Here is a 25,996-nt window from a genome sequence, read left to right as displayed (position 1 = left end):
GGGGCGACGTCGTCGTCACGGACCGGTGCGCCGGGTCGTCATGCCCTCTGGAACAATGGCCCTCATGCCGCAGAGCTTCGCCGACCTGACGCCCCCGATCGCCCTCACCCCGCTGGACGGTCGCTACCGCGACCAGGTCGCCCCGCTGGTCGAGCACCTCTCCGAGGCCGCGCTGAACCGCGCCCGGCTGATCGTGGAGACCGAGTGGGTCATCCACCTGCTGGACGGTGCGGCGATCCCGGGGCTGCGCACCCTCACCGACGACGAGCGCGCCCTGCTGCGCGCGATCCCCGAGGACTTCGGCGCCGAGGGGATCGCCGAGCACAAGGAGATCGAGCGCGAGACGGTGCACGACGTCAAGGCCGTCGAGTACTACATCAAGCGCCGCCTGGCGGGCACGTCCCTCGAGTCGCTCGCCGAGATCGTGCACATCTACTGCACGAGCGAGGACGTCAACAACCTCGCCTACGCGCTCATGATCAAGGGCGCCGTGCACGAGGTGTGGCTGCCCGCCTTCGAAGGGGTCATCGAGCAGATCGCCCGGCTGGCACGGGAGAACGCCGAGGTGCCGATGCTCTCGCGCACCCACGGCCAGCCCGCCACGCCGACCACGCTCGGCAAGGAGCTCGCGGTCTTCGCCCACCGCCTCCAGCGCCAGGCGCGACGCATCCCCGCCAACCAGGTCCTGGGCAAGATCAACGGGGCGACCGGTACCTACGCCGCCCACGCGGTCTCGGCGCCCGACACCGACTGGGAGCAGGTCTCCCGCAGCTTCGTCGAGCACCTGGGCCTGACCTGGAACCCGCTGACCACGCAGATCGAGTCCCACGACTGGCAGGCCGAGATCTACGCGGACATGGCGCGCGCCGGCCGCATCCTGCACAACGTCGCGACCGACGTGTGGACCTACATCTCGCTCGGCTACTTCCGCCAGCGCCTCTCCGCGCAGGGCGGGACCGGCTCCTCGACGATGCCCCACAAGGTCAACCCGATCCGCTTCGAGAACGCCGAGGCGAACCTCGAGATCTCCGGCGCGCTGCTCGACGTGCTCTCCCAGACCCTGGTCACCTCGCGCCTGCAGCGCGACCTCACCGACTCCACCACCCAGCGCAACGTCGCCCCCGCGATCGGGCACTCGCTGCTGGCGATCCAGAACGTCGCCAAGGGCCTCGCGGGCCTGGACGTGGACGCCGCGGCGATGGCGGCCGACCTCGAGGGCAACTGGGAGGTGCTGGGCGAGGCGGTCCAGTCGGTCATGCGCACCCTGGGCGTGCAGGGGCACGAGGGTCTGGACAACCCCTACGAGCGCCTCAAGGAGCTCACCCGCGGGCACCGCGTGGACGGCGAGGGCATGCGCGCCTTCATCGAGGACCTGGGCCTGCCCGAGGCCGAGCGGGACCGTCTGCTCGCCCTCTCCCCCGCGTCCTACGTCGGCTACGCACCGCGCCTGGTGGCTCACCTGGAGGACTGACCGGGTCCTCCGTCCTCCCGGGTGCACACCAGCACGACGAGGGCGATCGCCACGATCCACGGCAGGTAGGCGGCGTAGCGGAACGGCATGGCCGTGGGGACGGCCGCCATCAGCGTGCCCCAGAGCAGGAGGGCCGGGGTCGCGATCGCCACGAATTCCCCGCGCCGGCGGTACCAGTACGCGAGCCCGATCAGCACCAGGGCCCACATCCAGGTGCCGGTGCCGGGGGTGAGGTCCAGCGCGGCCACGGAGATCCGCTCCTGCCACCCGCCGACCGCGCTGCCGAGGAGCGGCTGCTTCGTCACCCCCTGCGCGGCGAGGTCCCCGATGATCTCCTCGCGGTCGGCGGGGTAGTTCGAGATCGGCTCGAGGAAGAAGGACTGCGAGGTGCGGCCGACGGGGACGGTGTCGACCTGCCACAGCTGCGCGGTCTGATCGCGGTATCCCGCCATCATCGGCCCCGGGCACGCCCGCAGGGTGCCGGCGACCGCCCCCAGGAACGCGCCGCGGGAGCGCTCGAGCTCGTCCTCGGAGAAGGACGCGGAGTCCTTCACGGGATCCACGCTCTCGGGCCGGAAGACGTCCCGCCATTGCTGCGCGGGCATGATCCGCTCGAACGTGCGGGCGTCGTCGGCCGGTATGCAGCCCGGGTCGTCCACCAGCGTGCTGCCCACCATCTGCAGCGGCACGCCCAGGCTCTCCACGCTCTTGGGCGGCCCCGCCGTCCAGCGCACGATCTGCTGCGGGACGAGCGCGACCACCACGACCGCCGCGACGCAGACCAGCGCCCGTCGTCGCGCCCGTGCTGCCAGGACCACCAGCAGCACGCCGACGAGGACGACGATCACGAGCGCATTGTTCCGGGTGAGGGCGAAGCCGAGCAGGGTCAGCACCGTCGCGGCCAGGAAGCGTCGCTCGTGCAGGCAGCGGCCTCGGGTGCGGACGACGGTGAGCAGCACGGGCACGAGCAGGACGGCGAAGGCGGTGAAGAGCGAGTCCTTCACCAGGGCGAACGTGTAGTTCGCGGTGATCGGGAGGTACCCGAGCACCACGGCGAGGACGACCAGGGCGATCCGCGGTGCTCCCATCCGTGAGAGCACCCGGAGCGTCCATGCGACGGCCAGGGTGAACAGGGCGATCTGGAGGAGCGCGAACAGCACGATCCCCGGCAGCATGCTCCCGGTGACGAGCCGCAGGCCCTGCACGACGCCGCTCACGGCCAGGTCGTAGACGATCGGGTGCTGCCGCGCCGCGCCGAAGGGGTTGCGGATGATCGAGTAGGTGTCGTTCATCGACGCCAGCGGCCCCACGCTCGCCCACATCAGCAGCCAGCCCACCACGGCGATGCCCGTGATCAGCAGGCATGTCCGCCAGGACGCCGGTGCCGCCGAGCGGGCGCCGGGCCTCGCCCGCTCGCTCCGTGCCGTGACGGCGCCCCGGGCGTCCGCGCCGCTGAGCAGCACCCACATCAGGACGGCGGCGACCAGCGCCACGATCGCATGACGCCCGATCCCGTCTCCGCGCCACATCTGCTGGGCCACCGGGGCGGTGAGCGCGTCGACCGCGCCGACGGCGAGGGCGGGCAGGAGGGCGAACAGCACCTTGCGGGTGCTCGCGCGTGCAAGGTGGGTGATCACGCCCCGGCGCTGCCGAACCGGGCGAAGATGACGCGGTAGCTCACGAAGTTGCACACGGCGGCGCAGCCGACGGCGATCACCTTCGCACCGACCTCCACGGCGCCCTCCGGCGCGTCGGGGAACAGGGCGCCGCAGGCGTGCACCACGCCGGTGATGATCAGCGTCTGGATCACCAGGGCGGTCACCAGGGTCACGACGACGAAGGGGACGAAGGCCCCGACGCCGGACCCCTGGGAGCGGAAGACGAAGGCCCGGTTCAGCAGGAAGCTCACGCAGATGGTGATGAGCGTCCCGACGATGTGCGCGAGGATCGGGTGCCAGTGCAGGAGCAGTGCCCCGCAGGAATACAGGCCGAGGTCCAGCGCGCTCATGGCGCCCCCGGTGACCAGGAAGCGCGCGATCACGCCACGCGCTGCCAGCAGGCGCTCACCGATCACCGAGGCTCCGCTCCGGCTGCGGCTGCGGCTGCGGCTGCGGCACCGGCGTCGTCCCGCGCACGGCCCGGGCGTCCAGCGAGCGCGGGGGGCCCGATGCCTCCGCGATGCCCGGTGTGCTCACCGGCGCCAGGCCGAGGTACGCGAGCCGCGCGGCCTCGTGCCGGTTCCTGGTGGTACCGGTGAGGATCACCCCGGCGGTCGCCATCAGGCACGCGATCACCATCAGGCTCGCCGCGAGGAAGGCGGTCGGGAACCGCTGCACCAGCCCGGTCTGCATGTACTCCGAGATCACCGGGATCCCGCAGGCCAGACCGGCCACGAGCGCGATCAGGGCGCCGGTCCCCCAGAAGATGAGCGGCTTCTCCATGGCGAAGAGCTTGCCGATGGTCAGGATGATCCGGCGGCCGTCGGTGAAGGTGCTGAGCTTCGACTCGCTGCCGTCGGGCCGTTCCCCGAAGCCGACGGGCTTCTCGATCTGCGGGACGCGGGTGGCGAGGGAGTGGACGGTCAGCTCGGTCTCGATCTCGAAGCGCTGCGAGAGCGCCGGGAACGACTTCACGAAGCGGCGGGAGAAGACCCGGAACCCCGAGAGCATGTCCGTGACGGGCTCGCCGAAGAGCATCGAGACCACACGGTTGAAGAAGCGGTTCCCCCAGGCGTGGCCGGTGCGGTAGGCGGAGCGCTGCGGGTCGTCGACCCGGCAGCCGAGCACGTGGTCGTAGGGCCCCTCCAGCAGGGCGTCCACCATGGCGGGGGCGGAGGCGACGTCGTAGGTGTCGTCGCCGTCGATGAGGACGTAGATGTCGGCGTCGACGTCGGCGAAGGCGCGGCGCACCACGTTCCCCTTGCCCTGGAGGGTCTCGGTGCGCACGACGGCGCCGGCCTCGCGGGCGCGCTCGCGGGTGGCGTCCCGGGAGTTGTTGTCGTACACGTACACCGTGATGCCCTCGAAGGTGCTGCGGAGGTCGCTCACGACCTTGCCCACGGTGGCTTCCTCGTTGTAGCAGGGGACGATGGCGGCGATATCGGGCCGGGACCTGCGTGGAGTGCTCGTCACGCGGCGAGAGTACCAACGGGGACGACCGGGCGACGGTTCCCCTGAACCGCCGGTGAACCTAGAGTGAACCCAGGCGCAAGGATGCGCCGGACGGTCCGGCCGTCCCGGGCCGCCCCCTCGCTCCCCGCTCGGGGAGGTGACGCGAGAGGTGATGGGGATGACCACGTACGTCCACCCGTTCCGTGAGGGCTCCAAGGACCAGAAGGACCTGCTCGGCGGCAAGGGCGCGAACCTCGCCGAGATGACCCGCCTGGGTCTGCCCGTACCACCCGGCTTCACGATCACCACGGACGCCTGCCGGTACGTCATGCACCACGGGCAGAACCCGCCCGACCTCGCCGACGAGGTCGCCGCAGCCCTCGAGGACGTCGAGGGACAGATCGACCGTCGCTTCGGCGATCCCGAGGACCCGCTGCTGGTGTCCGTGCGCTCGGGCGCCGCCATCTCGATGCCCGGGATGATGGAGACGGTGCTGAACGTGGGCCTGAACGACGAGACCGTGCAGGGCCTGGCCGCGCAGTCCGGCTCCGAGCGCTTCGCCCAGGACTCCTACCGGCGCCTGCTGCAGATGTACGGCGCGACGGTGCTCGGCATCGCCGCGAGCACCTTCGAGGAGGCCCTCGAGGCGGTGCGGGAGGACCGCGGAGCGGCCGACGACGCGGGACTGGACGTCGAGGCCCTGCGGGAGCTCGTCGGCAGCTTCCAGGACATCATCGAGCGCGAGACCGGGACACCGTTCCCGCAGGATCCCCATGAGCAGCTGCGCGGCTCGATCAGCGCGGTCTTCGAGTCCTGGAACGCGCCGCGCGCGATCGTCTACCGCAACGCCGAGCACATCGACCACGAGCTCGGCACCGCCGTGAACGTGGTGGCGATGGTGTTCGGCAACCTCGACGAGCGCTCCGCGACGGGCGTCGCCTTCACGCGGGACCCCTCGACCGGGGAGCACGGCGTCTACGGGGACTTCCTGGTGGGCGCGCAGGGTGAGGACGTGGTCGCCGGGATCCGCAACACCCGTTCCCTCGAGGAGCTCGAGGAGGTGCTGCCCGAGGCCTACGCCGAGCTGCTGCGCATCATGGACGTGCTCGAGGAGGAGTACCGCGACCTGTGCGACATCGAGTTCACGATCGAGTCCGGGAAGCTGTGGATGCTGCAGACGCGCGTGGGCAAGCGCACGGCCGCGGCGGCCTTCCTGATCGCCGCGGCCCTGATCGACGAGGGCGCGATCGACGAGCACGAGGCGCTCACGCGGGTCAGCGGCGCCCAGCTCACGCGCCTGATGTTCCCGCGCTTCGCGGGTGGTGAGCGCACCGCGGTCGCCCGCGGCATGGGCGCCTCCCCCGGCGCGGCCGTCGGCGAGGTCGTCTTCGACTCCGAGACCGTCATCGCCCACGAGCAGGAGGGACGCAGGAGCCTGCTGGTGCGGCGCGAGACCAACCCCGACGACCTGGGCGGCATGCTCGCGGCCGAGGGCGTGCTGACCTCCCGAGGCGGCAAGACCTCCCACGCCGCCGTGGTCGCGCGCGGGCTCGGCAAGACCTGCGTGTGCGGCGCGGAGTCCCTGGACGTCGACCCGAAGGCCCGGGAGGTCCGGCTCGACGGCGAGGTCGTGGCCCGGGAGGGCGACGTGCTCTCGATCGACGGCACCACCGGCGAGGTGTTCGCGGGCGAGGTGCCCGTCGAGCCCAGCGAGGTCGCCCAGTACCTCGAGGGGGAGCTCCCGGCCGACGACCCGTCGGCCACGGCCCTGGTGCGGGCGGTCGACCGCCTGATGGGCGTGGCCGATCAGGTGCGACGGATGCAGGTGCGGGCGAACGCCGACACCGCGGACGACGCCGGGCGGGCCCGCACGATGGGCGCGGAGGGCATCGGGCTCGCCCGTACCGAGCACATGTTCCTCGGGGAGCGGCGGGCGCAGGTCGAGAAGCTGATCCTCGCCGGTGACCCCGCCGAGCGCGAGGAGGCCCTCGCCGAGCTGCTGCCGGCCCAGCGGGACGACTTCGCGGGCCTGATGCGGGCGATGGGCGAGCTGCCGCTGACGATCCGCCTGCTGGACCCGCCGCTGCACGAGTTCCTGCCCGACCTCACCGATCTCTCGGTGCGCATCGCCCGGGCGGAGGGGGCCGGGCGCAGCATCCCCACCCACGAACGCAAGGTGCTCGCGGCGGTGGAACGCCTGCACGAGCAGAACCCGATGCTGGGCCTGCGCGGGGTGCGTCTGGGGCTGACCATCCCGGGCCTGTTCGGCATGCAGGTGCGCGCGATCCTCGAGGCGGAGCTCGCGGTGCGGGCCGAGGGCGTCTCCCCGCACGTCGAGATCATGATCCCGCTGGTCGGCTCGGTGCGCGAGCTGCGCGCGATCCGCCGCGAGATCGACGAGATCACCGAGGACGTCGCCGCCGGCACGACGGAGGACCTCACCACCCGCATCGGCACCATGATCGAGCTGCCGCGCGCCGCGCTGCGGGCCGGGGAGATCGCCGAGGCCGCCGAGTTCTTCAGCTTCGGCACCAACGACCTCACGCAGACCACCTGGGGCTTCTCCCGCGACGACGTCGAGGCCGGCTTCTTCTTCACCTACAAGGAGCGCGGCATCCTCTCGGACAGCCCCTTCGAGTCCCTCGACCAGTTCGGGGTGGGCGAGCTGGTGAGGATCGCCGCCGAGCGGGGACGCGCCACGAACCCGGAGCTCACGCTCGGGGTGTGCGGGGAGCACGGCGGGGACCCCGCCTCGATCCACTTCTTCCACTCCCTGGGCCTGGACTACGTCTCCTGCTCGCCGTTCCGGGTGCCCGTCGCCCGGCTCGAGGCCGGGAGGGCGAGCCTGCTGGAGGAGGAGTTCACGCCGCAGCCGTGAGGCGATCGTGAGGATCGCGGCGATCGCGGGGATGGCCCGCGGTGCCGCGCAGCGGGCTCAGCCCAGGCGGGGGCGCACGGAGATCACGTCCATGCTCGCCTCCGCCGTCGCGCGCACGGCCAGCGCCACCGCCGAGGCGACCGAGGCCGGATCGAGGTACTTCTCGATCTCGTAGTCACCCTCCTCGAGGGCGCGCAGCTCGTGCTGCATGTCGGTGTCGACGCGACCGGCGTGCACGGAGCTCACGCGCACCCCATGGGGACGCTCCTCGAGACGCAGGGCGTCGGTGAAGGCGCGCAGCGCGAACTTCGAGGCGCAGTAGGCGCCACGGGCGCCGATGGAGTTGAAGCCGCTGCCGGAGTTCAGGGCGACCACGGTGCCGCGCGCCTGCCGCAGGGCGGGCAGCAGCAGACGGGTCAGCTCGACGACCGCGGTCACGTTGACCTCCATCGAGCGGTTCCACTCGGCGACGTCCATCTCCTCGGTGGTGCCGCCCACCAGCACGCCGGCGCTGTGGACGACGCCCGCGAGACCGTCGGGCAGGTCGAGAGCGGCGACCGCCCGGCCGACGGCCGGGTAGTCGGTGACGTCGACGGCGAAGGGCTCGGCCTCGGGGTAGGTGGCGGCGAGCTCGGCGAGCGCCGCGGCGTCGCGCCCGCCCAGGATCAGGCGGTGGTCGGCGGCGAGCTCGTCGGCGACGGCGCGGCCGATGCCGCGGGAGGCGCCGGTGATCAGGACTGCGGGGCGGGAGGAACGAGGGGTGCTCATGACCGCCATTCTCGCAGGCCCGCGGTCGGGGGCGGGAGCGTCACGCGGCCGGGGGCGACAGCGTCACGCGGTCCGGTGCGGGAACCTCACGCGGTCAGGCGCGGAGCCGGGCCCGCGCGGTCTCCGTCGGCCCGTCGACCTCCGTGAGGCCCGCGTCGATCACCCGCACGGCCTCGCCGGGCTCGGCCCAGTCGGACTCCGCGGGCACGCTCGCGCGCACCGCGAAGCCGTCGGCCCGCCAGGCCTCCCGCGCCGCCTCGTCCATCTGCTCGTACAGCAGCTGGGCGGCGTGCCCGGCCTGCGCGGCCGTCTTCCCGCTCGAGAGCTCGGCGAGCGGTGTGATCTCGACGTCGACTCGTGCGCCGTCGGCCGAGGAGCCTTTCTCGCGGGGGAACTCGGTACCGCCCACCTGCAGCTTCCCCAGAGCCTTGGGCAACGGCGAGAGCGGACCGGGGACGAAGGCGCGCACGCGGGCGCTGCCGTGGGCGACGGTCACCCCGGGCAGTTCCTGCACGGCCTCCCAGCGGGCGCCGTCGGCGCGGCGCACGACCTTGCGGATCCAGCCCTCGCGCCAGTGGCGGACCTCCGCGGCCCACTCCCCCGTCCGCGCCCGCTCGTCGTCCAGCAGCTGCACGACCGCCTGCGCCGCGGCCTCGACGACGTCGACGTGCGCGGAGGGATCGGCTCTCACCCTCTCCACCACGAGCTGCATCGCCCAGGGGTTCTCGTGGTCGGGCCGGTCCGGTCGCTGCGCGGTGTCGTTCACCCCGGTGACAACGGGACGACGGGCGCGCGCATTCCCGCGGGCGCTCCCCACGGCCGCCCCCGCCTACCGTGCGCACGGGCATCCCCCGCGAGGGCTCCCGGCGGGCAGTGGCACGATGACCGCGTGGACCAGAGCGCCAGCACCCCCGCCGGGGACCCCAGCGGCCGCCCCGGCGTCGACCTGCCCCGGTGGTTCCTGATCGCCGAGATCGTGGTGGTGCTCGCCCTGTCGCTCGGGCGCTCCGCCGTCGACGCGGTCGTGGACCTCCTGCGCGCGCTCGCGAAGGGGCCCCTCGGCTCCCAGCAGGCCACGCTGAACTCCTCGCAGGACTCCGACCCCTGGTTCGACCTCCTCCAGCAGCTGATCGGCATCGCCTTCACCCTCGTCCCGGTCGTCCTCGTCGTCCTGCTGCTCACGGTCAGCGCGGGGACGCTCTCCCGTGCCCTGGGCAGCCTCGGGCTGGACGGCACGCGCCGACTCCGGGATCTCGTGCACGGTCTGCTGCTCGCCGCCTGCATCGGCCTGCCGGGACTCGCCCTCTACTACGCGGGCAGGGCGCTCGGGGCGACGCTCGAGGTGATCCCGGCGGCGCTGGACGCGCACTGGTGGACGGTGCCGGTGCTGATCCTGCAGGCGGTCAAGAACGCCGTGGTCGAGGAGGTGATCGTGGTGGGCTACCTGACCCGTCGGCTCGAGGCACTGGGCGTCGGCGCCGCGGGAGTCCTCGCGATCACCGCTGTGCTGCGCGCCAGCTATCACCTCTACCAGGGCATCGGCCCGGGCCTGGCGAACATGGTGATGGGCCTCGTGTTCACGCAGTACTTCCGCCGCACGGGGCGCGTGCTGCCGCTGGTCCTCGCCCACACTCTCCTCGACGTCGTCGCCTTCGTCGGCTATGCGCTGCTGAAGAGCGTGCTGCCCCTGTGAGGGCCGGGCGGTGCGAGCATCGGGCGCTGCGACCACCGGGCGTTGAACGAGGAGGCGGGACGGACCCGGAGGGGTGCGCTCCCCCACCGACCCGCTAGCCTGGGGATATGGCTCAGAGCTTCCCGCCGCACACGTCCCTCGAGCAGCGCTCCAACAACTGGGGCGGCAACCATCGCTTCACCCCCGCGCTCGTGGTCCAACCGGAGGACGAGCAGGAGGTCCTCGCGGCCGTCCGCTGGGCGGAGCAGCGCCATCTCCCGGTGCGCACCATGGGCGCCGGGCACTCCTTCTCACCGCTGATCCCCACCGGCGGGGTGCTGCTGAAGCTCGGCGCGATGACGGGGCTGACGGGCGTGGACACCGCCACCAACCGGGTCCGCGTGCAGGCGGCCACCTCGATCGGTGAGCTCGCCGAGGCCCTCTGGGAGAAGGGGCTCTCGCTGCCCGTGCAGGGCGATCACGACGTGCAGACCATCGCCGGGGCGCTCGCCACCGGCACCCACGGCTCCGGTGTCACGGCGCCGACGATGAGCGAGGCCCTCACCTGGCTGCGTCTGGTCTCCGGCAGCGGGGAGATCGTGGAGATCGGCGAGGACGAGCTGGAGCACCTGCGCGCCGCCCGGGTGTCCCTGGGCGCGCTGGGCGTGGTCCTCGAGGTCGAACTGCAGGCCGTCCCCGCCTTCCACCTGCGCGAGAGCCGTGAACTGGTCGACCTCGACCCGGCCTCGGCCGATCTCGCCGCACTCGGGGCCGGCGCCCGTCACGTCCAGGTGCACTGGTTCCCGACCGACGCCTCCCCCGCTCTGCTGCAGCTGCCCGTCGAGGAGGGGACGAGCGCGGCGGGTCGCGCTCTGGTGCGCCGTCTCGACCCGGCCGAGGAGGGTGAGGAGGGCACCGCCCCCGCCCATCAGGTGTTCACGGGACGCTCCACCAAGCCCTTCCACGAGATGGAGCTCGCGTTCCCCTCCGAGCGGGCCGACGAGGCCTTCGCCGCGCTGACCGCGGCGAACCGTGAGCAGTTCGCGGACATGGAGTACCCGATGGAGCTGCGCTGGGTCGCGGCCGACGACTCCCCGCTCTCGATCGCCCAGGGCGGCGACCGCGTGAGCATCGCGCTGACGGCGAAGACCAGCAGCGACTACTGGCCGTTCCTGATCGCGGCCGACGCGATCGGTCAGGACCTGGGGGCACGCGCCCACCTGGGCAAGCTCCACCTGATGACCCGCGAGCGCCTCGCCGAGGCCCACCCGCGGCTCGGGTCCTTCACCTCGCTGCGCGCGGAGCTGGATCCCGAGGGGCTCTTCCTGAACGACCACCTGCGCTCACTGCTCGGCTGAGCGGCCGGGCTCGGCTGAGCGGCCGGACTCGGCGGGGCAGGCGGGTCGGCCCGGGGAGGCGGCTGAGTCCGCCTCGGAGCACGCGGCGCGTGTCAGAGCACGTAGGGCTCGGCCTCGCCCTCGCTGACCATCGGCAGGCTGGACTCGTACCAGATGTCCATGCCGCCGGCGACGTTCACGGCCTCGAAGCCGTTCTGGTTCAGCCACTGGGTGACCTGGGCGCTGCGCCCTCCGCTGCGGCAGACGATGAAGAGCTCGTCGTCGGTGTCCGGGAGGGCGTCGAGATGCTCCATGAAGGAGCTGGCGGGCACGTGCTGGGCCTGCGGGGCGTGCCCGGCATCCCATTCGTCCTGCTCACGCACGTCGATCAGGTGCGCACCCTCGGGGAGCTCGGTGGGGGCCACGGATTCGATGTCCATGCCCCCAGCCTACGAGCGTGCACCTGGGCGTGGGCGGGCGCCGTGACCACCGGAACCCTCCGGGCCTCAGGCGCCGGCGCGGGCGACCCGGCCGACCAGGGGCGCGCTCGCGGCGACGCTGAGGGCCACCAGACCCAGCGCCCCGACCGCGGCCAGGAGATAGCTCAGCACCGCCTCCAGGACGAAGCCTCCCGAGATCACCGGCGCGACGAGACCCGCGGCGCTCACCCCCGCGATCATCCCGGCCAGGGCGAGCGGGATCCCGATCTCCGCGATGCGGGCCCGCTGCAAGGCAACCACCGGAGCACCCGCCACGTGCTGGGACCGGTAGACGCGGCCCTGATCGAGCACCCGCGCGGTCTGGGTGACCCCGGTGGAGACCGCGGCGAGCACCGCGGCGATCCCCAGGGTGAGCAGGCCCCCGGTGTCCAGGGCGGTGGCCAGCGCCCTGCCGGCGGCATCGTCTCCCTGCTCCCCCAGCATGCCGGTCAGGGTCAGGAAGCCGGCGACCACCAGGGCGAACGTGACTCCCGAGACCGAGCGCCAGCCGGCACGGGGATCGGCCGCGAGGCGCCGCGCGCCCACCAGCAGTGCAGGCGTCGGTGCCAGCGCCGCGAGGATCCGGGCGATCACCCAGACCACGAACGGTCCGACGATGTTCACACTGCCGATCACCAGCGCCATCAGCACCGCGGACACGGCGATCATCACGACCATGCCGTTCTCCACCCCTCCGACGAGCATCGGCAGGAACTGGAGGGCGCCGATGAAGGCGAGGATCAGGCCGGCCCAGACGACCAGCCGCACCACGGACATCCGCACGATCCGTGATTCCCGGGCGACGCCCAGCGGCGAGATCACCACACCGGCCAGGGCGATCGCCGCCGAGATCCCCGCCAGCAGCGTGGTGGCGAACAGCAGCAGCGGGTACCCCCACAGTGGCATCACGAGCTCGCCGATGGTGAAGCGGTCCATCCCGAAGTCGAGCAGGGTCAGGGCGGGCGTGACGGCGAGATGCAGGACGATCCCGAGGACCGACCCCAGCATCGCCTGGACCAGGACGTCGGCCACGGCGAGGGCTCCGACCTGAGCCGACGTGCCTCCGACCAGGCGCACGGCGGCGAGGTCCTTCTCGCGCCGGGCGAGGCTGAGCTTCGCCGCGGCGCTGCCCAGCCCCATCGCACTGGGCACCAGCAGCACGGTCGCGACGATCGCGCAGATCACCAGGAAGCTGAGGTTCGAGGCCTCGGGTGTGGGTGGGCCGTCGGCCCCGGACCCGGTGCCGACCGTGGCCGCTCGGGACAGGAACGCTCCCAGGCCGCCCAGCACGGTCGCGAGGATCCCCGTGGACGCGGTGAAGCCGATGATCGGCAGCGCCGTGGCGATGCCGCCGTGCCGGCGCAGGACCAGGGGCGCGGCGGCGAGGACGCTCATCGCCGACCTCCGCCCACGGCGCCCTGCTGCGAGTCCGGGTGGACCTGATGCGAGTCCGGGCGGACCTGCTGCGTGGGAGCGGCTCCCTGCGCAGGATCGCGCTGGAACTGGCGGGCGATGCGTCCGTCGCGCATGGCGATCGTGCGCTCGCAGGTCGAGGCGACCGAGGGGTCGTGCGTGACCATCACCAGGGCCGCCCCGGCATCGCGGCAGGCGTCGGCGAGGACGGCGAGCACGCTGTGGCCGGTGGCCTGGTCCAGCGCCCCCGTGGGCTCGTCGGCGAAGACCACGGAGGGGCGCCCGCCCAGCGCCCGGGCGATGGCGACGCGCTGGGCCTGACCGCCCGACAGCTGGCCCGGGCGCCGGTCGTGCAGGCCCTGCAGGCCCAGCCGGTCCAGCCACGACGCGGCCTCGGCACTCGCGGAGCGCCGTGGAGCACCGCCGAGCATCCGCGGGAGGATCGCGTTCTCCAGAGCGGTCAGCTCGGGGAGCAGCCGGCCGTCCTGGAACACGAACCCGAAGGCGGTGCGGCGCAGACGGGTGCGGCGCGACTCCGAGAGCGCGCTGAGGTCGCTGCCGGCGTGGAGGACACTCCCTGAGGTGGGCCGGAGGATGCCCGCCAGCACGTGCAGCAGGGTGGTCTTGCCGCAGCCCGAGGGCCCCATCACGGCGAGGGACTCGGCGGGCGCCACGTCGAGATCGACGCCGTCCAGGGCCAGGGTGGTCGCGGAGCGGTCACCGTAGGCGTGCTGCAGGCCGCGGGCCGCGAGGACCGGGGCGGGGCCGGCGGTCGGTGGCCGCAGCGGAGGGTGTGCGGGACTGTTCTGTGCTGTCATGCCCCTACAGTGAGGCGCCCACCCGCACGGGCACATCGGCCCCGGGAGCGAACCCGAGGCGCCGGTCTCAGCCCGTGGTCCGACCCCGCGGCTCAGCCGAAGCGACCGGAGATGTAGTCCTCGGTCTGCTTCTCGGTGGGGTTGGTGAACATCTTCTCGGTCTCGTCGATCTCGATGAGGTGGCCGGGCTTGCCGGTGCCCGAGATCGTGAAGAAGCCGGTGCGGTCCGAGACGCGCGAGGCCTGCTGCATGTTGTGGGTGACGATCACGATGGTGAAGTCCTGCTTCATCTCGTGGATGAGGTCCTCGATGGCGAGCGTCGAGATCGGGTCCAGGGCCGAGCAGGGCTCGTCCATCAGGATCACCTCGGGCTTCACGGCGATCGCGCGGGCGATGCACAGTCGCTGCTGCTGCCCTCCCGACAGACCCATCCCCGGCTTGTCCAGGCGGTCCTTGACCTCCTCCCAGAGGTTCGCCCCGCGCAGCGAGGACTCCACGAGCTCGTCGGCCGAGGAGCGGGAGAGGCGCTTATTGTTGAGCTTGACCCCGGCGAGCACGTTGTCCCTGATGGACATGGTCGGGAACGGGTTCGGCTTCTGGAAGACCATCCCCACGCGACGACGCACGTTCACGGGGTCGACGCCGGGCGCGTAGATGTCCTGTCCCTCGATCTCGACCTTCCCCTGGGCGTAGGCGCCGGGGATGACCTCGTGCATGCGGTTGAGGGTGCGCAGGAACGTCGACTTCCCGCAGCCCGAGGGGCCGATCAGGGCCGTGACGGAGCGGGGCTGGAGGGTGACCGTCACGTCCTCCACGGCGAGGAAGTCGCCGTAGAAGATGTTGAGGTCCTCCACGTTGATGGCCTGGGCCATGGGTGTCCTTTCGAGGCGGGGCCGGTCGGCTGCCGGGCCGGCGTCCGGGAGGCGCCGGGGCCGACGACTCAGCGGCCGAGCTTGGGGGCGAAGAAACGGCTGACGAGCCGGGCGGCGATGTTCAGGATCATCACGATGAGGATCAGGGTGAGGGCGGCGGCCCAGGCGCGGTCGTAGTTGATCGTCGTCGAGCACGCGTACTGCATCTGCGTGATCGGGTTGGTCACGGTCTCGGAGTTGCACACCGCGTTGCCCGAACGGTACTGGCTGTTGATGAAGGTCGGCAGGGTCTGCATGCGCCCGTCGAACAGGTGGGAGTTCATCAGCGGCAGGGCCCCGACGGTCAGCAGCAGTGGTGCGGTCTCGCCGATCACGCGGGCCACCGCCAGGGTCACGCCCGTGGTGAGACCGGCGATCGAGGTGCGCAGCACGACCTTGACGATGGTCAGCCATTTGGGCACGCCCAGACCGAAGGCGGCCTCGCGCAGCTCCATGGGCACCAGGCGCAGCATCTCCTCGCTCGAGCGCACGACGGTGGGGATCATCAGCACGCTGAGGGCGACCGAGCCCATCAGACCGATCCGGATCCCGGGGTCGCCGGTGAGGGTGATGAACAGTGCCAGGCCGAACAGGCCCGCGACGATCGAGGGGATGCCGGTCATCACGTCCACCAGGAAGGTGATGCCGCGTCCCAGCACCCGCAGCGGCCCGGAGGTCGCGTACTCGACGAGGAAGATCGAGGTGAGCAGGCCGATGGGCACCGAGATGATGCTCGCGCCCAGGGTGACCAGCAGGGTGCCGACGATCGCGTGGGAGATGCCGCCGGAGGCCATGCCTCCCACCACCCCGGCCATGTCGTGGGTGAAGAAGTACCCGGGGTAGGGGTTCAGGAGCTTGTCCAGTCCCCTCGCGACGACCTCCCAGAGCAGGGAGACCAGGGGGATCATCGCGACCGCGAAGGCGCCGAGGACGAGCAGGGTGACCAGGCGGTCGGCGGCCCAGCGTCGGCCCTCGCGGGCTCGGGCGTAGGAGTACCCGACGACCAGGTGCAGCACGTACCCCAGGACGACGAGCGCGCCGATCGAGAAGGAGTCCAGCAGGACCAGCACGACCGCGGCGAGGGCGATCGAGGCCAGGGCGGTCACCAGCAGGTGGTACCAGGGCAGGCGTCGCTCGGAGGCCCCGGAGCCGGTGAGAAGGCCCGAGGATGCGGCGCGTGCGGGAGCGGCGCTCATGGAATGTCCCTCCTCCCTGTCAGGCCCTCGCCGACCGCGCGACGATCGCGCGGGCGAGGGCGTTGATGATGAAGGTGATGATGAACAGGACGAGGCCGGTGAAGATCAGCCGTGCCATGACGTCGGGCGTGGCCTCGGCGCTCTGGGAGGCGATGTTCGCGGCGATCGTGTTGTGCTGCCCGACCTCGAGGATGTGCAGGGAGAACGAGGAGCCCGGGGAGAGCACCATCAGCACGGCCATGGTCTCGCCGAGCGCCCTGCCCAGGCCCAGCATGGAGGCGGAGACGACGCCCGCCCGGCCGAAGGGCAGCACCACGGTGCGGATGGTCTCCCAGCGGGTCGCGCCGAGCGCGAGGGCCGCCTCCTCCTGCAGGCGAGGGGTCTGCAGGAAGACCTCGCGGGAGACGGCGGTGATGATCGGCAGGATCATCACCGCGAGCACGATCGAGGCGGTCGCGAGGTTGCGCATCGGCGGCTCCGGCTCCGGGCCGGCGAACAGCGGGATCCACCCCAGGTAGGTGTTCAGCAGTTCGTAGAGCCCCTGCATCTTGGGCACCAGCCAGACGCCGCCCCACAGGCCGAACACCACGGAGGGCACCGCGGCCAGCAGGTCGATCATGAAGCCCAGCGGGGTGGCCAGACGGCGCGGGGCGAAGTGCGAGATGAACAGGGCGATGCCGATCGAGACCGGCACGGCCATCACCAGGGCGAGCACGGCCGCGAAGACCGTGCCGAACACCAGCGGAGCGGTGAACTCCCACAGCGAGACGGCGTCGGCCCCGCCGCCGAACTCTCGGCTGTCGCGGATCGCGGGCAGGGAGCGCACGGTCAGGAAGATCGCCACCAGCGCCAGGGTGAGGAAGATGATCAGTCCCGACCCGACGCTGAGGCCGGTGAAGATCATGTCGCCGGGTCGGCGCTTGGCACGGCCCCGTCGCGGGTCCTCGGAGCGCGAGGGCCCGGTGGGACCCGAGGGCGGCGCGTCGGCGGCGTCCGGGGCGCCGGGGGCCCGGGTCTGCGACGGCGAGGGCGCAGGGTCAGCGGCGGAGCTGCTCACGAGTCACCTTCCTGGGAGCTGGTCGGTCACCGTGCGGCCCGTGGGCCGCCGCGGTGACGCTGCTGCGCCGCACGGGGAGGAGTCCGCCGTGCGGCGCAACGATGCGCGATGTCTGCTGGTGCGGGTCAGCCCTTGGCCTTGATCTTCTCGATCGAGGCGGTCGCGTCCTGGGAGAGCTTGTCGCTCAGGGGTGCGTTGCCCGCGACCTCACCGGCGGCCTTCTGACCCTGGGACGAGACCACGTACGAGGCGTAGGACTTCACGAGGTCCGCGGTCTCCTTGTCCTCGTAGGTATCGCACAGGGCCATGTAGGAGACCAGCACGAGCGGGTAGGTCGAGGGGTCGTCCAGGGTGCGATCGAGCTCGATGACCACGTCGCCCTTCTCGCGGCCCTTCACGCGCGGCGAGTCCTCGACGGCCTTGGACGCGGCCTCGGGCGAGTACTCGACGTACTCGTCGCCCACCTTGATCTTGGCGATGCCCAGGTTGCCGGCCTTCGAGGCGTCGGCGTACCCGATGGTGCCGTCACCCCCCTCGACCACGGAGACGAGCCCGGAGGTGCCGTCGCCGGACTGCCCGCCCTTGACCGGCCAGTCCTCGACCTCGCCGTGCTTCCATGCCTTCGGCGCGGTCTTCTCGAGGTACTGCGTGAAGTTCTCGGTGGTGCCCGAGGAGTCCGAGCGGTGGACGGGCGTGATCTTGGTGGACGGGAGCTTGACGTCCGGGTTGTCCTCGGCGATCGCCGGGTCGTTCCACGTGGTGATGTCACCGGCGAAGATCCCCGCGATGGTCTCGGGCGAGAGCTGCAGGTCGTCGACGCCCTTGAGGTTGAACACGACGGCGATCGGCGAGATGTAGACCGGGACGTCGAAGGCCTTGCCACCCTGGCATGCCTCAGAGGACTGCTTGATCTCGTCCTCGGTCAGGGCGGCGTCGGTGCCGGCGAACTGCACGCCGGAGTTCAGGAACTGCTCGCGTCCCGCGCCCGAGCCGACGGAGTCGTAGGTGACGCTGGCCTCGGGGTTGGTGGCGGTGAAGCCCTGGGTCCAGGCGCTCTCGGCGGACTCGGCCGAGGAGGCGCCGGCCCCGGCGAGCTTGCCCGAGGCGTTGGCCGACGCCGCCTCGGCACCCCCGGCGTCCGAGACGGGCGTGCCGCCGTCGGAGCCGCCGCAGGCGGACAGGGCGAGGGCGGCCGTCAGACCGAGAGCGGCGAGCGGGACGAGTGTGGTCTTGCGAGCGATCACTGCGATTCCTTCCGGGGCATAGCCCACAGGGTCGAGGAACGCGCCCGGGGAGGATCGCGCGGGGTGCGCGGGAGGGGCGACAGCAGTGACGCTAGGGAGCGGAGGTGTCCGGTCTCCCGCCGTCATGTGAACAGCGCATGAACGCCTCGAAGACGACGATTCGGGCACGCTCGGCGAGGGTCGCCCGACGCAGGTCAGGGGGTGCGGCGCCGCAGGGAAGGGCGTGCGTCACACCTCGACATCGGGCGGTCGGCTCCGGCCGGCGGGCGCGGGGCTCGGGCCGTCGGGCGCGAGGCTCAGGCCGTCGGGCGCCCCACACTCAGGACGTCTGCGTGGCCGTCAGGCCGAGGACCACCATCAGCACGATGTACGCGATCACCGCGAGGAAGAAGAGCGTGCCCAGGATCGAGAGCACGAGTCCGGCGATCGCCAGGCCGCGCCCGGCGCGCTCCCCCCCCGAGGTGGCCTTCATGCCGATGATGGCGAAGACCAGCCCGACGGGTGCACCCGGCAGGCAGGTGGCCGTCACCCCGAGGATCCCGAGCACGAGGGAGGTGATGGCGGCGGCGGACGTGGGCGTCGGCACGCCGGACCACGTCGGGTACGAGGGAGGGGGCACGAGGGCGCCGGGGGCGGCCGTGCCCGCGTCGTGCCGGGCACCGTACGGGTCCGCCGCCCCGTACGAGGCCCCGGATCCGTAGCGGTCGGCGGATCCGAACGTGTTCGCGGACCCGTACCGGTCCGACGAGGCGTACGGGTCCGATGCCCCGTAGGGATCCGAGGAGCGGTAGTGCTCCGGTGCGCCGTAGGGATCGGCGGAGCCGTAGGGGCCCGTCGATCCGTACGGGTCCGTGGAGCCGTACGGATCCGTGGAGCCGTGGGGGTCCGTCGGACCCGGGGCGCTGAAGGAGCCGTAGCCGCCCTGGTCGCTCATCGTTGCCCTTCCTCGTGGGTGTGTCGGTCAGTCGATCCGCGGCTGATGACGCTCGACGGCCACGATGCGACCGCCCGCGGCGGCGTGGACGACGAGGGCCTCGCCGGCGGCGAGATACGGGTTCTCCCGCGGCAGCTCGAGCCCTGCCTCCCGGGTGGCGAACTCGCGCACGGTCCCGATCACCGTGGGCAGGACGGGTCGATGCGTGCACAGGACGGTCGGCCGCGCCTCGCGCAGCACGCGCTCGACGATCGCCGCGGTGCGCGAGGGCTCGGAGGTGTGACCCGCCTCGGTGAGCGGTTCCTTGGTCGAGATGTCGAGGCCCGACCGCTTGGCGAAGGGCTGCACGGTCGCCCGGCAGCGCTTCCAGGGACTGGAGACCACGGACTCGGGGGCGAAGGCGTCCAGCATCGGCGGCAGGGCCTTGGCCTGCTTCTTCCCCTTGGAGTTCAAGGGCCGGGACTTCTCACCGTCTCGCCACTTCGAGCGGGAGACCGCTGCAGCGTGCCGCTGGATGATGATCGGGCTGGTCAGCGCGGCCTCCTCCTCGAGCTGATCGGTGAGGGCCCGAAGGGTCACCCGGTCGCTCTGCCGGGTCAGCAGCTGCGCGGCCTCGTCGAGCTCCACCCAGCGGGTCTCGTCGATCTCCTTGGGGTTCTTCGGTCCGGGACCGATCCGCGAGCGCACCGCAGCCGTCCAGTACTGGACGATCTTCGAGCGCCCGTCGGGCAGCAGGTACACCGAGGCCGGCAGCGGCCGATGCAGACGCACCCGGTATCCGGTCTCCTCCCCGACCTCGCGCACCGCGGCGGCGGGGAAGGACTCACGGGCCTCGAGCTTGCCCTTGGGGATCGACCAGTCGCCGTAGCGGGGCCGGTGGACCAGCATCACCTGGACGACGCCGTGCTTCTCGCGCCAGATCAGTGCGCCGGCGGCGAGGACAGCCGGCTGCGCCCCGGGCGCTCCCATCGTGCTCATGCGGCGGTGCAGAACTGCAGGTCGCGGCCGGAGATCACGAAACCGAGGTGCTCGTACAGGGCGAGCGCGGAGGCGTTGTCGCCCTCGACGTAGAGCGTGACCTCGCGGGCACCACGTGCCTGCAGGGAGCCCAGCGCCGTGGTGAGCAGCGCGCCGGCGATCCCCTGTCCTGCCGCACTCGGATCGGTGCCCACCGCATAGACCTCGTCCTGGGTGTCACCGCCTTCGGACGCGTCGGTGTCGGCCGCGGTGTCCCCGTCGGAGGACCCGCTCCGCTCACGCTTGATCCACACGAAGCCCACCAGGTCGCCCTCGCGCCGGGCCACGTGGAAGTCCTCCGCGTCGAACCAGGGTTCGGCCATGCGGGCCTCGAGATCCGCGCGGGTGAGGCGGCCCTGCTCGGGGTGGTCGGCGAACGCTCGGGCATTGACCCGGACCCAGGCGTCCGCGTCCCGCTCGGGGTCGAAGGTCGAGAGCTCGATGCGCTCGTCCCGCGGCTCGCGCACGGGCACGGCGGGGGCGCCCTCACCGAGCGGGCGGCTCATCGTGAGCAGCTCGCGCACCGCCTCGAGACCGTGCGCGCGCAGGAAGCGGACCGAGTCCTCGAGGGCGCCGTGGGCCCAGACCCCGGCGTCCGGCCGCCGGGAGAGCGCCTCGGCGAGCAGCTCCGCCCCGAGCCCGCGCCTGCGCCGGTCGGGGTCGACGGTTCCCTGCGTGGTGCCGTCGGTCAGGACGGAGACGTACCCGAGCACCCGTGCGGACGCCCGGGAGTTCTCGCCGTCCTCGGTGAGCAGCAGGTGGAGGGCCCCCTCGGAGGACTCCCCGTGCAGGGCGAAACGGGCGGCCTCGTCGAGAGCCGCGGCGCCGTCGTGGGCGCGCGAACGCTCCAGGAGGAGGTCGACCGCCGGGATGAGCTCGGGTGGCAGCTCGTCCGTCACGATCATGCGAGGGTGTCCTTACGGTGCAGGGCAGGGCTCCGCTGTCGGCGGCTCGTAGACTGCCACTGTAGCGCTCCCCTGCCTCGCGCCGGGACGCCTGTTCGCGCCCCCGCATCCCGGCGGTCGCACGCAGCCGCGTCACGACGCTCCGGCCCCGGAGCGGCTCGGCGGCCGTCGCCGCGACCCGACACGAAACAACCCGACCCGACCCGCCCCATGGACGCTGCCGCGTCCCGACCACGACCATCGAGGAGAGCAGATGACCGCAGCGGAGCGCGCCCCCCTGGGAGCCGTCCTGGCGGTGCTGCTGACCTTGGTGACCATCACGGGTCCCGCCTCGGTCCCGCTGATGGCCGGGCTGATGTGCGTGATCTCGGCGCTCGTGGGCCTCGGGTGGGCGGACCTGCTCGAGCTGCCCAGCCCGCTGGGATCGCGGATCGTCGTGGTGGGCACCGGTGCGGCCGCCGCCCTGCTGAGCATCCTCACCGTGCGCGGCGAGGAGCCTCTGTGGAGCGTCGTCGTCGCCTGCGCGGTGGGCATCTTCGCCGCCTTCGTCCACCAGATGACCCGGCGCGAACGCAGTGAGCTGTCCGCCTCGCTGACCGGGACGATCGGCGGCGTGATGCTCACCGGCATCTCGGCGACCTGGGTGGTGGCCCAGGCCGCGGCGACCACTCCCGCACAGATCGGGCTGCTCGCCGCCTCCGGGGCGGGGCTCGCCGTGACGCTGCTGGTGACCGCGATCGGTCTTCCGCGACTGCCGCGCCTGCTGCTCGCTGTCCTGCTCGGCGCCGGCGCCACCACCCTCGTGCTGCACACGGTCTCCGGCATCGGTGTACCGGTCGCCGCCCTGATCGGGATCGTCCTGGCGATCGGGGCGAGCGGGGTCCACCTGCTCCTGGGCTCGGTGCTCGCGGCCCGCGAGCCGAACCCGTCCCTCGCGGTCGCCGGGGCACCGGTCGCGACCATCGGGGTGGTGGCACTGCTCACCCTGCGGCTGCTGGGATGAGCCGCCGACCCGCGGCCCGCACCGGGCACCGTGCCCGGTAGGGTGGCCCCATGAGCATTCTGTCCCTCGTGTACACGGCCCTCGTCGGCGTCGTCGGCCTCGGCACCGCCGGATTCGCGGTGCTCGTCGTCTCCCGCCTGTTCGCCCGCTGAGTCCATGCCCATCGTCCTGGATCCCTCGCTGCCCCGGAGCCTCTACCCGCTCGCGTGGCTCGTCGGCTCCTGGAGCGGCGACGGCGCCGCGCAGGTCCCCGACGAGAACCAGGAGACCATCGGCCGGCGCATCGAGCAGACCCTCGTGTGCTCCCCCGCGGACGACGGCACCCTCTCCTGGGTGATGTCGACCGACCTCGTCGACGCCCCGGCCCCGCTGCCGCCGACGAGCGCCTTCGTCGACGCGGAGAAGGCGGCGCCCGTCGCCGACGGCAGCGGGGAGCGCAGCCTGCTGGTCCGTGAGAAGGGTTCCTGGCGGGTCGGCGACCCGCTCCCCGGTCAGGACCTCGAGGCCGCCGAGAACGCCAAGCCCGGGGATCCCGCCGGCGTGCTCAGCTACGCCGTCGAGTTCGTGCTGCAGCGCGAGGACGGTGAGGAGGTCTGGGCCGGCGAGGTCCGCGGCCCCCGCATCCAGCTCGGGCTGCGCACCTCCCCGACCGCGCGGACCGCCGACGGCTCGATCGCCGCGACCCGCATGTTCGGCCTGGTCGGCGGGCGACTGATGTGGCTGTGGGAGCGCGCCGGGGACGTCGCCAGCCCCGAGGCGCTCTCCCCCTACCTCTCCGTCGAGCTCGACCGTGGCTGAGCGGCGCCCCCTGCTCGAAGGCGGCGGGGCCGTCCTCGGCGAGGGGCCCGATCACGCGGTCGCGGCGCACTACGGCGCCCCGCTACGCGAGCAGCGCGGGCTGCTGGCCCGCCGCGCCGTCGTCGACCTGGGCCAGATGGAGGTCCTCGAGCTGAGCGGACCGGACGCCCGGTCCTGGCTGACCACCGTCTCCTCGCAGGTGTTCACCGACCTCCCGGTGGGCACCTCCCGCTCCGTCGCCGTGCTGAGCCCCCAGGGACGCGTCGAGCACCTGGCCGCGGCCACCGTCACCGGTGAGCAGTCGCTGCTGCTGATCCTCGATCCGGGCGCGCGGGCCGGATGGCGCCGCTACCTCGAGATGATGCGCTTCGCCGCCCGCGTCGACCTGACCGACCGCGACGACCTGCGGGTCCTGGGCGGTCTCGCTCCCGCCACGGACATCCTGGGCCCCGCGGGTCTCGAGCTGGCCGAGCCCGTGGCCACCTGGATCGACCCCCATCCCGAGGTCGCCTCCGGCCACGTCGCCTACGGACCCGATCCCGACGACGCGACCGACTGGGTGCTGACCGTGCTCGACGCGGCGTCCCTCGAGTCCCTTCCGTGGCACGCCGAGCACCTCGCCGGCATGCTCGCCGCCGAGGCCCTGCGGGTCGCCTCCCACCGGGCCCGGCAGATCACCGAGGTCGACGAGCGCACGATCCCCCACGAGCTCGATCTGCTGCGCACCGCCGTGCACACGGCCAAGGGCTGCTACCGCGGCCAGGAGACGGTCGCGAAGGTGATGAACCTGGGCCAGCCCCCGCGGCGCCTGGTGATGCTGCACCTGGACGGCTCGCAGAACGTCCCCGCCCAGGCCGGTGACGAGGTGCGACTGGGCGGCCCCGAGGGCAAGCTCGTCGGCCGGGTGACCACACCCGCCGTGCACGTGGATCTGGGACCGATCGCCCTGGCCGTCATCAAGCGGGCGACCCCGCTGGACGCCGAGCTGTTCGTCGGCGCCCGCCTGGGCGGACCCGAGCAGGGGGCCGACCCGGCCGACGCCGATCCCACGGACGAGGACGCCGAGGAGGTCGAGCGCGTCTGGCTCGATGCCGCACAGGAGCCCGTCGTGACCGATCGCGACCACGGCGAACGACCCCGCACCGCCCGCCTCTGAGCCGGCTCGCCCCTGTGCCACCGCGGTCGACCTGACACAATGGGCCCATGGGCATGAGCGCGCAGGGCGACCGGAGCACCTGGTCGCAGCAGCGTGCCGCCGTGCTGGCAGCGAAGGAGCAGGCACTCGCCCAGGCCCGTCGTGAGGAGCACGAGAAGGCCACCGCGATCCTGCGGGAATACGTGGACCGCTTCGAGGCCGCCGGCATCGCCCCACGACCGCTCCGCGCTCTCCCCTACAAGGGCTCCGGCAGCATCCGCACCGCTCTGCACGGCTGGTACCTCAAGCACGACCGCACCATCGCCGTGGACGTCGAGGGGCGCTACTACGTGCTGCGCGCGGACGGCGGCCTCCTCACCCGACTGCGCGGGGCCGACGTCGACCCGGTCGACGCCCCGCTGGTCGTGGGACGCGGCGGGCGCGACGGGGAGACGTTCGACCTGACCGAACTGCTCGAGATGCGACTGAAGGATCCGGTGGCCCCATGAACCCTCGCGACAGCACCGAGCCCGCGTCCACCACCACCGGCGTGATGACGGCGGTGAAGCCGCCGCTCGTCGAACGCGTGCGCACGGCGGTCACCGGGCACCTCGGCGCGGGGCTCGACCGCGATCGCAAGGGACTGGGCAGCATCGCCCGCGCCGGCGTCGCGACCTGTGTCGCCTACCTGATCGCCCATTTCATCTGGGGGCACCCGTTCCCGTTCTTCGCGGCGATCGCGGCCTTCGTGATCATCGGGGTCTCCAGCACCGAGAAGAAGGTCCGCAAGGTCCTCGAGATGGCCGCCGGCGTCATGTGCGGTGTGCTGCTGGGAGAGCTCGCCCGCGCGACCATCGGCTCGGGCTTCTGGCAGATCGCCGTCGTGGTGGTGACGGCGGGACTGCTGGCGCGTCTGATCGACTCCGGGATCGTGTTCACGATGCAGATGTCGATCCAGTCGCTGCTGGTCACGGTGATGCCGTTGACGCCCTCGATGAGTCCGGGCACCCGCATCGTCGACGCCCTGACCGGCGTGGTGGTCGCCATCGTCGTCCACCTGCTCACCTCCGGTGATCCCCGCCGGGCCCAGAAGCAGGCCGCGCACTCGCTGTACCGGGCCCTGGAGGACGCGCTGACGCAGATGTCGCTGGCCGCGCGCAGCGGGGACGTGCGGGTCGCCACCGCCGCCCTCTCCCAGATCCGCACCTCGTCCCAGGAGCTCGTGGACGAGTGGAAGGTCGCCAACAACGCGGCGGAGGAGATCTCCACCTACTCCCCCACCCATCTGCGCCATGCCGGCGACGTCGAGCGCCTTCGGCACCTCCTGGTCGGCTCCGACCGCGCCGTGCGCAACGTGCGCGTGATCGCGCGGCGCGAGGTCGAGTTCCTCGACGTCGTCAAGGGCCGCAGCAACCACAGCCGCCTCGCCGACGCCTTCCTGGCCGCGAACGACGCCGCCCGGGCGCTGCGTCGCGCGATCGATTCCGGCGCCGACTTCACCGAGGCCCGGCGTGCCCTGCGGATGTTCTGCTCCTACCTCACGCCCGACACGCTGCTGCGCAGCGACAACGGCGAGCGTCTGGGCCGTGTGGACCACTTCGAGGGCGTGGCGCTGGTGATCCAGCTGCGCTCCCTCGCGATCGACCTGCTCGAGGCGACCGGTCTCGAGCACAAGGACGCCCAGCGCTTCCTGCCCAGCCTGCTGATCGCGGCCGACGGCGACACCATCGGCCCGCGGCCGCTGACCCGGGAGATGTCGGCCGTGGAGCCTCCGGCGACCACGGAGGCGCTCGAGCTGCTGATCACCGACCGCTCCGACCCGGGACGCCGTCGGCCCTGAGCGGGCGCGC

General features: G+C 72.3%; 24 protein-coding genes. 9 read left to right on the top strand and 15 right to left on the bottom strand.

Going from position 1 to position 25,996, the window contains the following annotated elements; translation table 11 throughout:
• Positions 1 to 64: 64 nt before the first annotated feature.
• Positions 65 to 1,471 carry an adenylosuccinate lyase gene (purB, locus tag DEO23_RS06180; protein WP_109275616.1) on the top strand — a complete coding sequence of 469 codons (1,407 nt, stop codon included), beginning with the start codon at positions 65 to 67 and terminating at the stop codon, positions 1,469 to 1,471.
• Here purB and DEO23_RS06175 read toward each other — a convergent pair.
• The 3 genes from DEO23_RS06175 to DEO23_RS06165 are packed head-to-tail and all read right to left on the bottom strand — an operon-like array spanning position 1,456 to position 4,602.
• The gene (locus tag DEO23_RS06175) at positions 1,456 to 3,108 is read right to left on the bottom strand and encodes a DUF6020 family protein (protein WP_109275135.1); all 1,653 of its coding nucleotides are present in this window, start codon (positions 3,106 to 3,108) and stop codon (positions 1,456 to 1,458) included. The genes purB and DEO23_RS06175 overlap by 16 nt on opposite strands.
• Entirely contained in the window at positions 3,105 to 3,545 is a 441-nt protein-coding gene (locus tag DEO23_RS06170) for a GtrA family protein (protein WP_109275134.1), read from the bottom strand. The genes DEO23_RS06175 and DEO23_RS06170 overlap by 4 nt, the downstream gene beginning before the upstream one ends.
• Positions 3,535 to 4,602: a glycosyltransferase gene (locus DEO23_RS06165; protein ID WP_109275133.1), complete on the bottom strand. Its 1,068-nt coding sequence runs from the start codon at positions 4,600 to 4,602 to the stop codon at positions 3,535 to 3,537. Before DEO23_RS06165 ends, DEO23_RS06170 begins: the two co-directional genes overlap by 11 nt.
• 157 nt (positions 4,603 to 4,759) lie before the next feature.
• Between DEO23_RS06165 and ppdK the strand changes: the two genes are divergently transcribed.
• On the top strand, positions 4,760 to 7,459 hold the full coding sequence (gene ppdK, locus DEO23_RS06160) for a pyruvate, phosphate dikinase (protein WP_109275132.1): 2,700 nt from the start codon (positions 4,760 to 4,762) through the stop codon (positions 7,457 to 7,459).
• Positions 7,460 to 7,516: 57 nt separating this feature from the next.
• Here ppdK and DEO23_RS06155 read toward each other — a convergent pair whose 3' ends face one another.
• Positions 7,517 to 8,227, bottom strand: a complete 711-nt coding sequence (locus DEO23_RS06155) for an SDR family oxidoreductase (protein WP_165831745.1) — start codon at positions 8,225 to 8,227, stop codon at positions 7,517 to 7,519.
• Between the two features lie 94 nt (positions 8,228 to 8,321).
• Entirely contained in the window at positions 8,322 to 8,993 is a 672-nt protein-coding gene (locus DEO23_RS06150; protein WP_240613248.1) for an aminoacyl-tRNA hydrolase, read from the bottom strand.
• Positions 8,994 to 9,116: 123 nt separating this feature from the next.
• On the opposite strand from DEO23_RS06150, the gene DEO23_RS06145 reads away from it, so the two are divergent.
• Positions 9,117 to 9,920 (top strand): CPBP family intramembrane glutamic endopeptidase, encoded by an 804-nt coding sequence (locus DEO23_RS06145; protein WP_338067814.1) that lies wholly within the window; start codon positions 9,117 to 9,119, stop codon positions 9,918 to 9,920.
• Between the two features lie 107 nt (positions 9,921 to 10,027).
• Positions 10,028 to 11,257 carry a D-arabinono-1,4-lactone oxidase gene (locus tag DEO23_RS06140; protein WP_109275130.1) on the top strand — a complete coding sequence of 410 codons (1,230 nt, stop codon included), beginning with the start codon at positions 10,028 to 10,030 and terminating at the stop codon, positions 11,255 to 11,257.
• Positions 11,258 to 11,349: 92 nt separating this feature from the next.
• Here the strand turns inward: DEO23_RS06140 and DEO23_RS06135 are convergent, their stop codons facing one another.
• From DEO23_RS06135 to mshD, 10 genes are all read right to left on the bottom strand, one after another.
• The gene (locus tag DEO23_RS06135; protein ID WP_109275129.1) at positions 11,350 to 11,676 is read right to left on the bottom strand and encodes a rhodanese-like domain-containing protein; all 327 of its coding nucleotides are present in this window, start codon (positions 11,674 to 11,676) and stop codon (positions 11,350 to 11,352) included.
• 66 nt (positions 11,677 to 11,742) lie between these two features.
• On the bottom strand, positions 11,743 to 13,110 hold the full coding sequence (locus tag DEO23_RS06130) for a permease (protein ID WP_109275128.1): 1,368 nt from the start codon (positions 13,108 to 13,110) through the stop codon (positions 11,743 to 11,745).
• Positions 13,107 to 13,946, bottom strand: coding sequence for an ABC transporter ATP-binding protein (locus DEO23_RS06125; RefSeq protein ID WP_205678881.1), 840 nt, complete (start codon positions 13,944 to 13,946; stop codon positions 13,107 to 13,109). The genes DEO23_RS06130 and DEO23_RS06125 overlap by 4 nt, the downstream gene beginning before the upstream one ends.
• Before the next feature lie 92 nt (positions 13,947 to 14,038).
• Positions 14,039 to 14,818 (bottom strand): phosphate ABC transporter ATP-binding protein PstB, encoded by a 780-nt coding sequence (pstB, locus tag DEO23_RS06120; protein ID WP_109275126.1) that lies wholly within the window; start codon positions 14,816 to 14,818, stop codon positions 14,039 to 14,041.
• A 68-nt stretch (positions 14,819 to 14,886) separates the two neighbouring features.
• Entirely contained in the window at positions 14,887 to 16,053 is a 1,167-nt protein-coding gene (gene pstA, locus DEO23_RS06115) for a phosphate ABC transporter permease PstA (RefSeq protein ID WP_109275125.1), read from the bottom strand.
• Between the two features lie 19 nt (positions 16,054 to 16,072).
• Positions 16,073 to 17,110 (bottom strand): phosphate ABC transporter permease subunit PstC, encoded by a 1,038-nt coding sequence (gene pstC, locus DEO23_RS06110; protein WP_420808014.1) that lies wholly within the window; start codon positions 17,108 to 17,110, stop codon positions 16,073 to 16,075.
• A gap of 125 nt (positions 17,111 to 17,235) precedes the next feature.
• Complete coding sequence (gene pstS / locus DEO23_RS06105) at positions 17,236 to 18,354, bottom strand: phosphate ABC transporter substrate-binding protein PstS (protein WP_109275124.1); 1,119 nt, start codon at positions 18,352 to 18,354, stop codon at positions 17,236 to 17,238.
• Positions 18,355 to 18,673: 319 nt separating this feature from the next.
• Positions 18,674 to 19,288, bottom strand: coding sequence for a DUF4190 domain-containing protein (locus DEO23_RS06100; protein ID WP_109275123.1), 615 nt, complete (start codon positions 19,286 to 19,288; stop codon positions 18,674 to 18,676).
• Positions 19,289 to 19,315: 27 nt separating this feature from the next.
• Positions 19,316 to 20,266 (bottom strand): NUDIX hydrolase, encoded by a 951-nt coding sequence (locus DEO23_RS06095; protein WP_240613247.1) that lies wholly within the window; start codon positions 20,264 to 20,266, stop codon positions 19,316 to 19,318.
• On the bottom strand, positions 20,263 to 21,210 hold the full coding sequence (mshD, locus tag DEO23_RS06090) for a mycothiol synthase (protein ID WP_109275121.1): 948 nt from the start codon (positions 21,208 to 21,210) through the stop codon (positions 20,263 to 20,265). Before mshD ends, DEO23_RS06095 begins: the two co-directional genes overlap by 4 nt.
• 253 nt (positions 21,211 to 21,463) lie before the next feature.
• Between mshD and DEO23_RS06085 the strand changes: the two genes are divergently transcribed.
• The 5 genes from DEO23_RS06085 (at position 21,464) to DEO23_RS06065 (ending at position 25,986) form a co-directional block, all read left to right on the top strand.
• Positions 21,464 to 22,213, top strand: coding sequence for a hypothetical protein (locus DEO23_RS06085; RefSeq protein ID WP_109275120.1), 750 nt, complete (start codon positions 21,464 to 21,466; stop codon positions 22,211 to 22,213).
• Between the two features lie 156 nt (positions 22,214 to 22,369).
• Positions 22,370 to 23,011, top strand: coding sequence for a heme-binding beta-barrel domain-containing protein (locus DEO23_RS06080; RefSeq protein WP_109275119.1), 642 nt, complete (start codon positions 22,370 to 22,372; stop codon positions 23,009 to 23,011).
• Positions 23,004 to 24,167: a CAF17-like 4Fe-4S cluster assembly/insertion protein YgfZ gene (gene ygfZ, locus DEO23_RS06075; protein ID WP_109275118.1), complete on the top strand. Its 1,164-nt coding sequence runs from the start codon at positions 23,004 to 23,006 to the stop codon at positions 24,165 to 24,167. The genes DEO23_RS06080 and ygfZ overlap by 8 nt, the downstream gene beginning before the upstream one ends.
• A 47-nt stretch (positions 24,168 to 24,214) precedes the next feature.
• Positions 24,215 to 24,655, top strand: coding sequence for a hypothetical protein (locus DEO23_RS06070; protein ID WP_240613246.1), 441 nt, complete (start codon positions 24,215 to 24,217; stop codon positions 24,653 to 24,655).
• Positions 24,652 to 25,986, top strand: coding sequence for an FUSC family protein (locus DEO23_RS06065; protein ID WP_109275117.1), 1,335 nt, complete (start codon positions 24,652 to 24,654; stop codon positions 25,984 to 25,986). The genes DEO23_RS06070 and DEO23_RS06065 overlap by 4 nt, the downstream gene beginning before the upstream one ends.
• Positions 25,987 to 25,996: the final 10 nt, after the last annotated feature.

The sequence above is a fragment of the Brachybacterium endophyticum genome (genome assembly GCF_003130585.1).
GTDB lineage: Bacteria > Actinomycetota > Actinomycetes > Actinomycetales > Dermabacteraceae > Brachybacterium > Brachybacterium endophyticum.
Note: the sequence above shows the minus strand (reverse complement) of the source record. Positions and strands in the feature narration are given on the sequence as shown.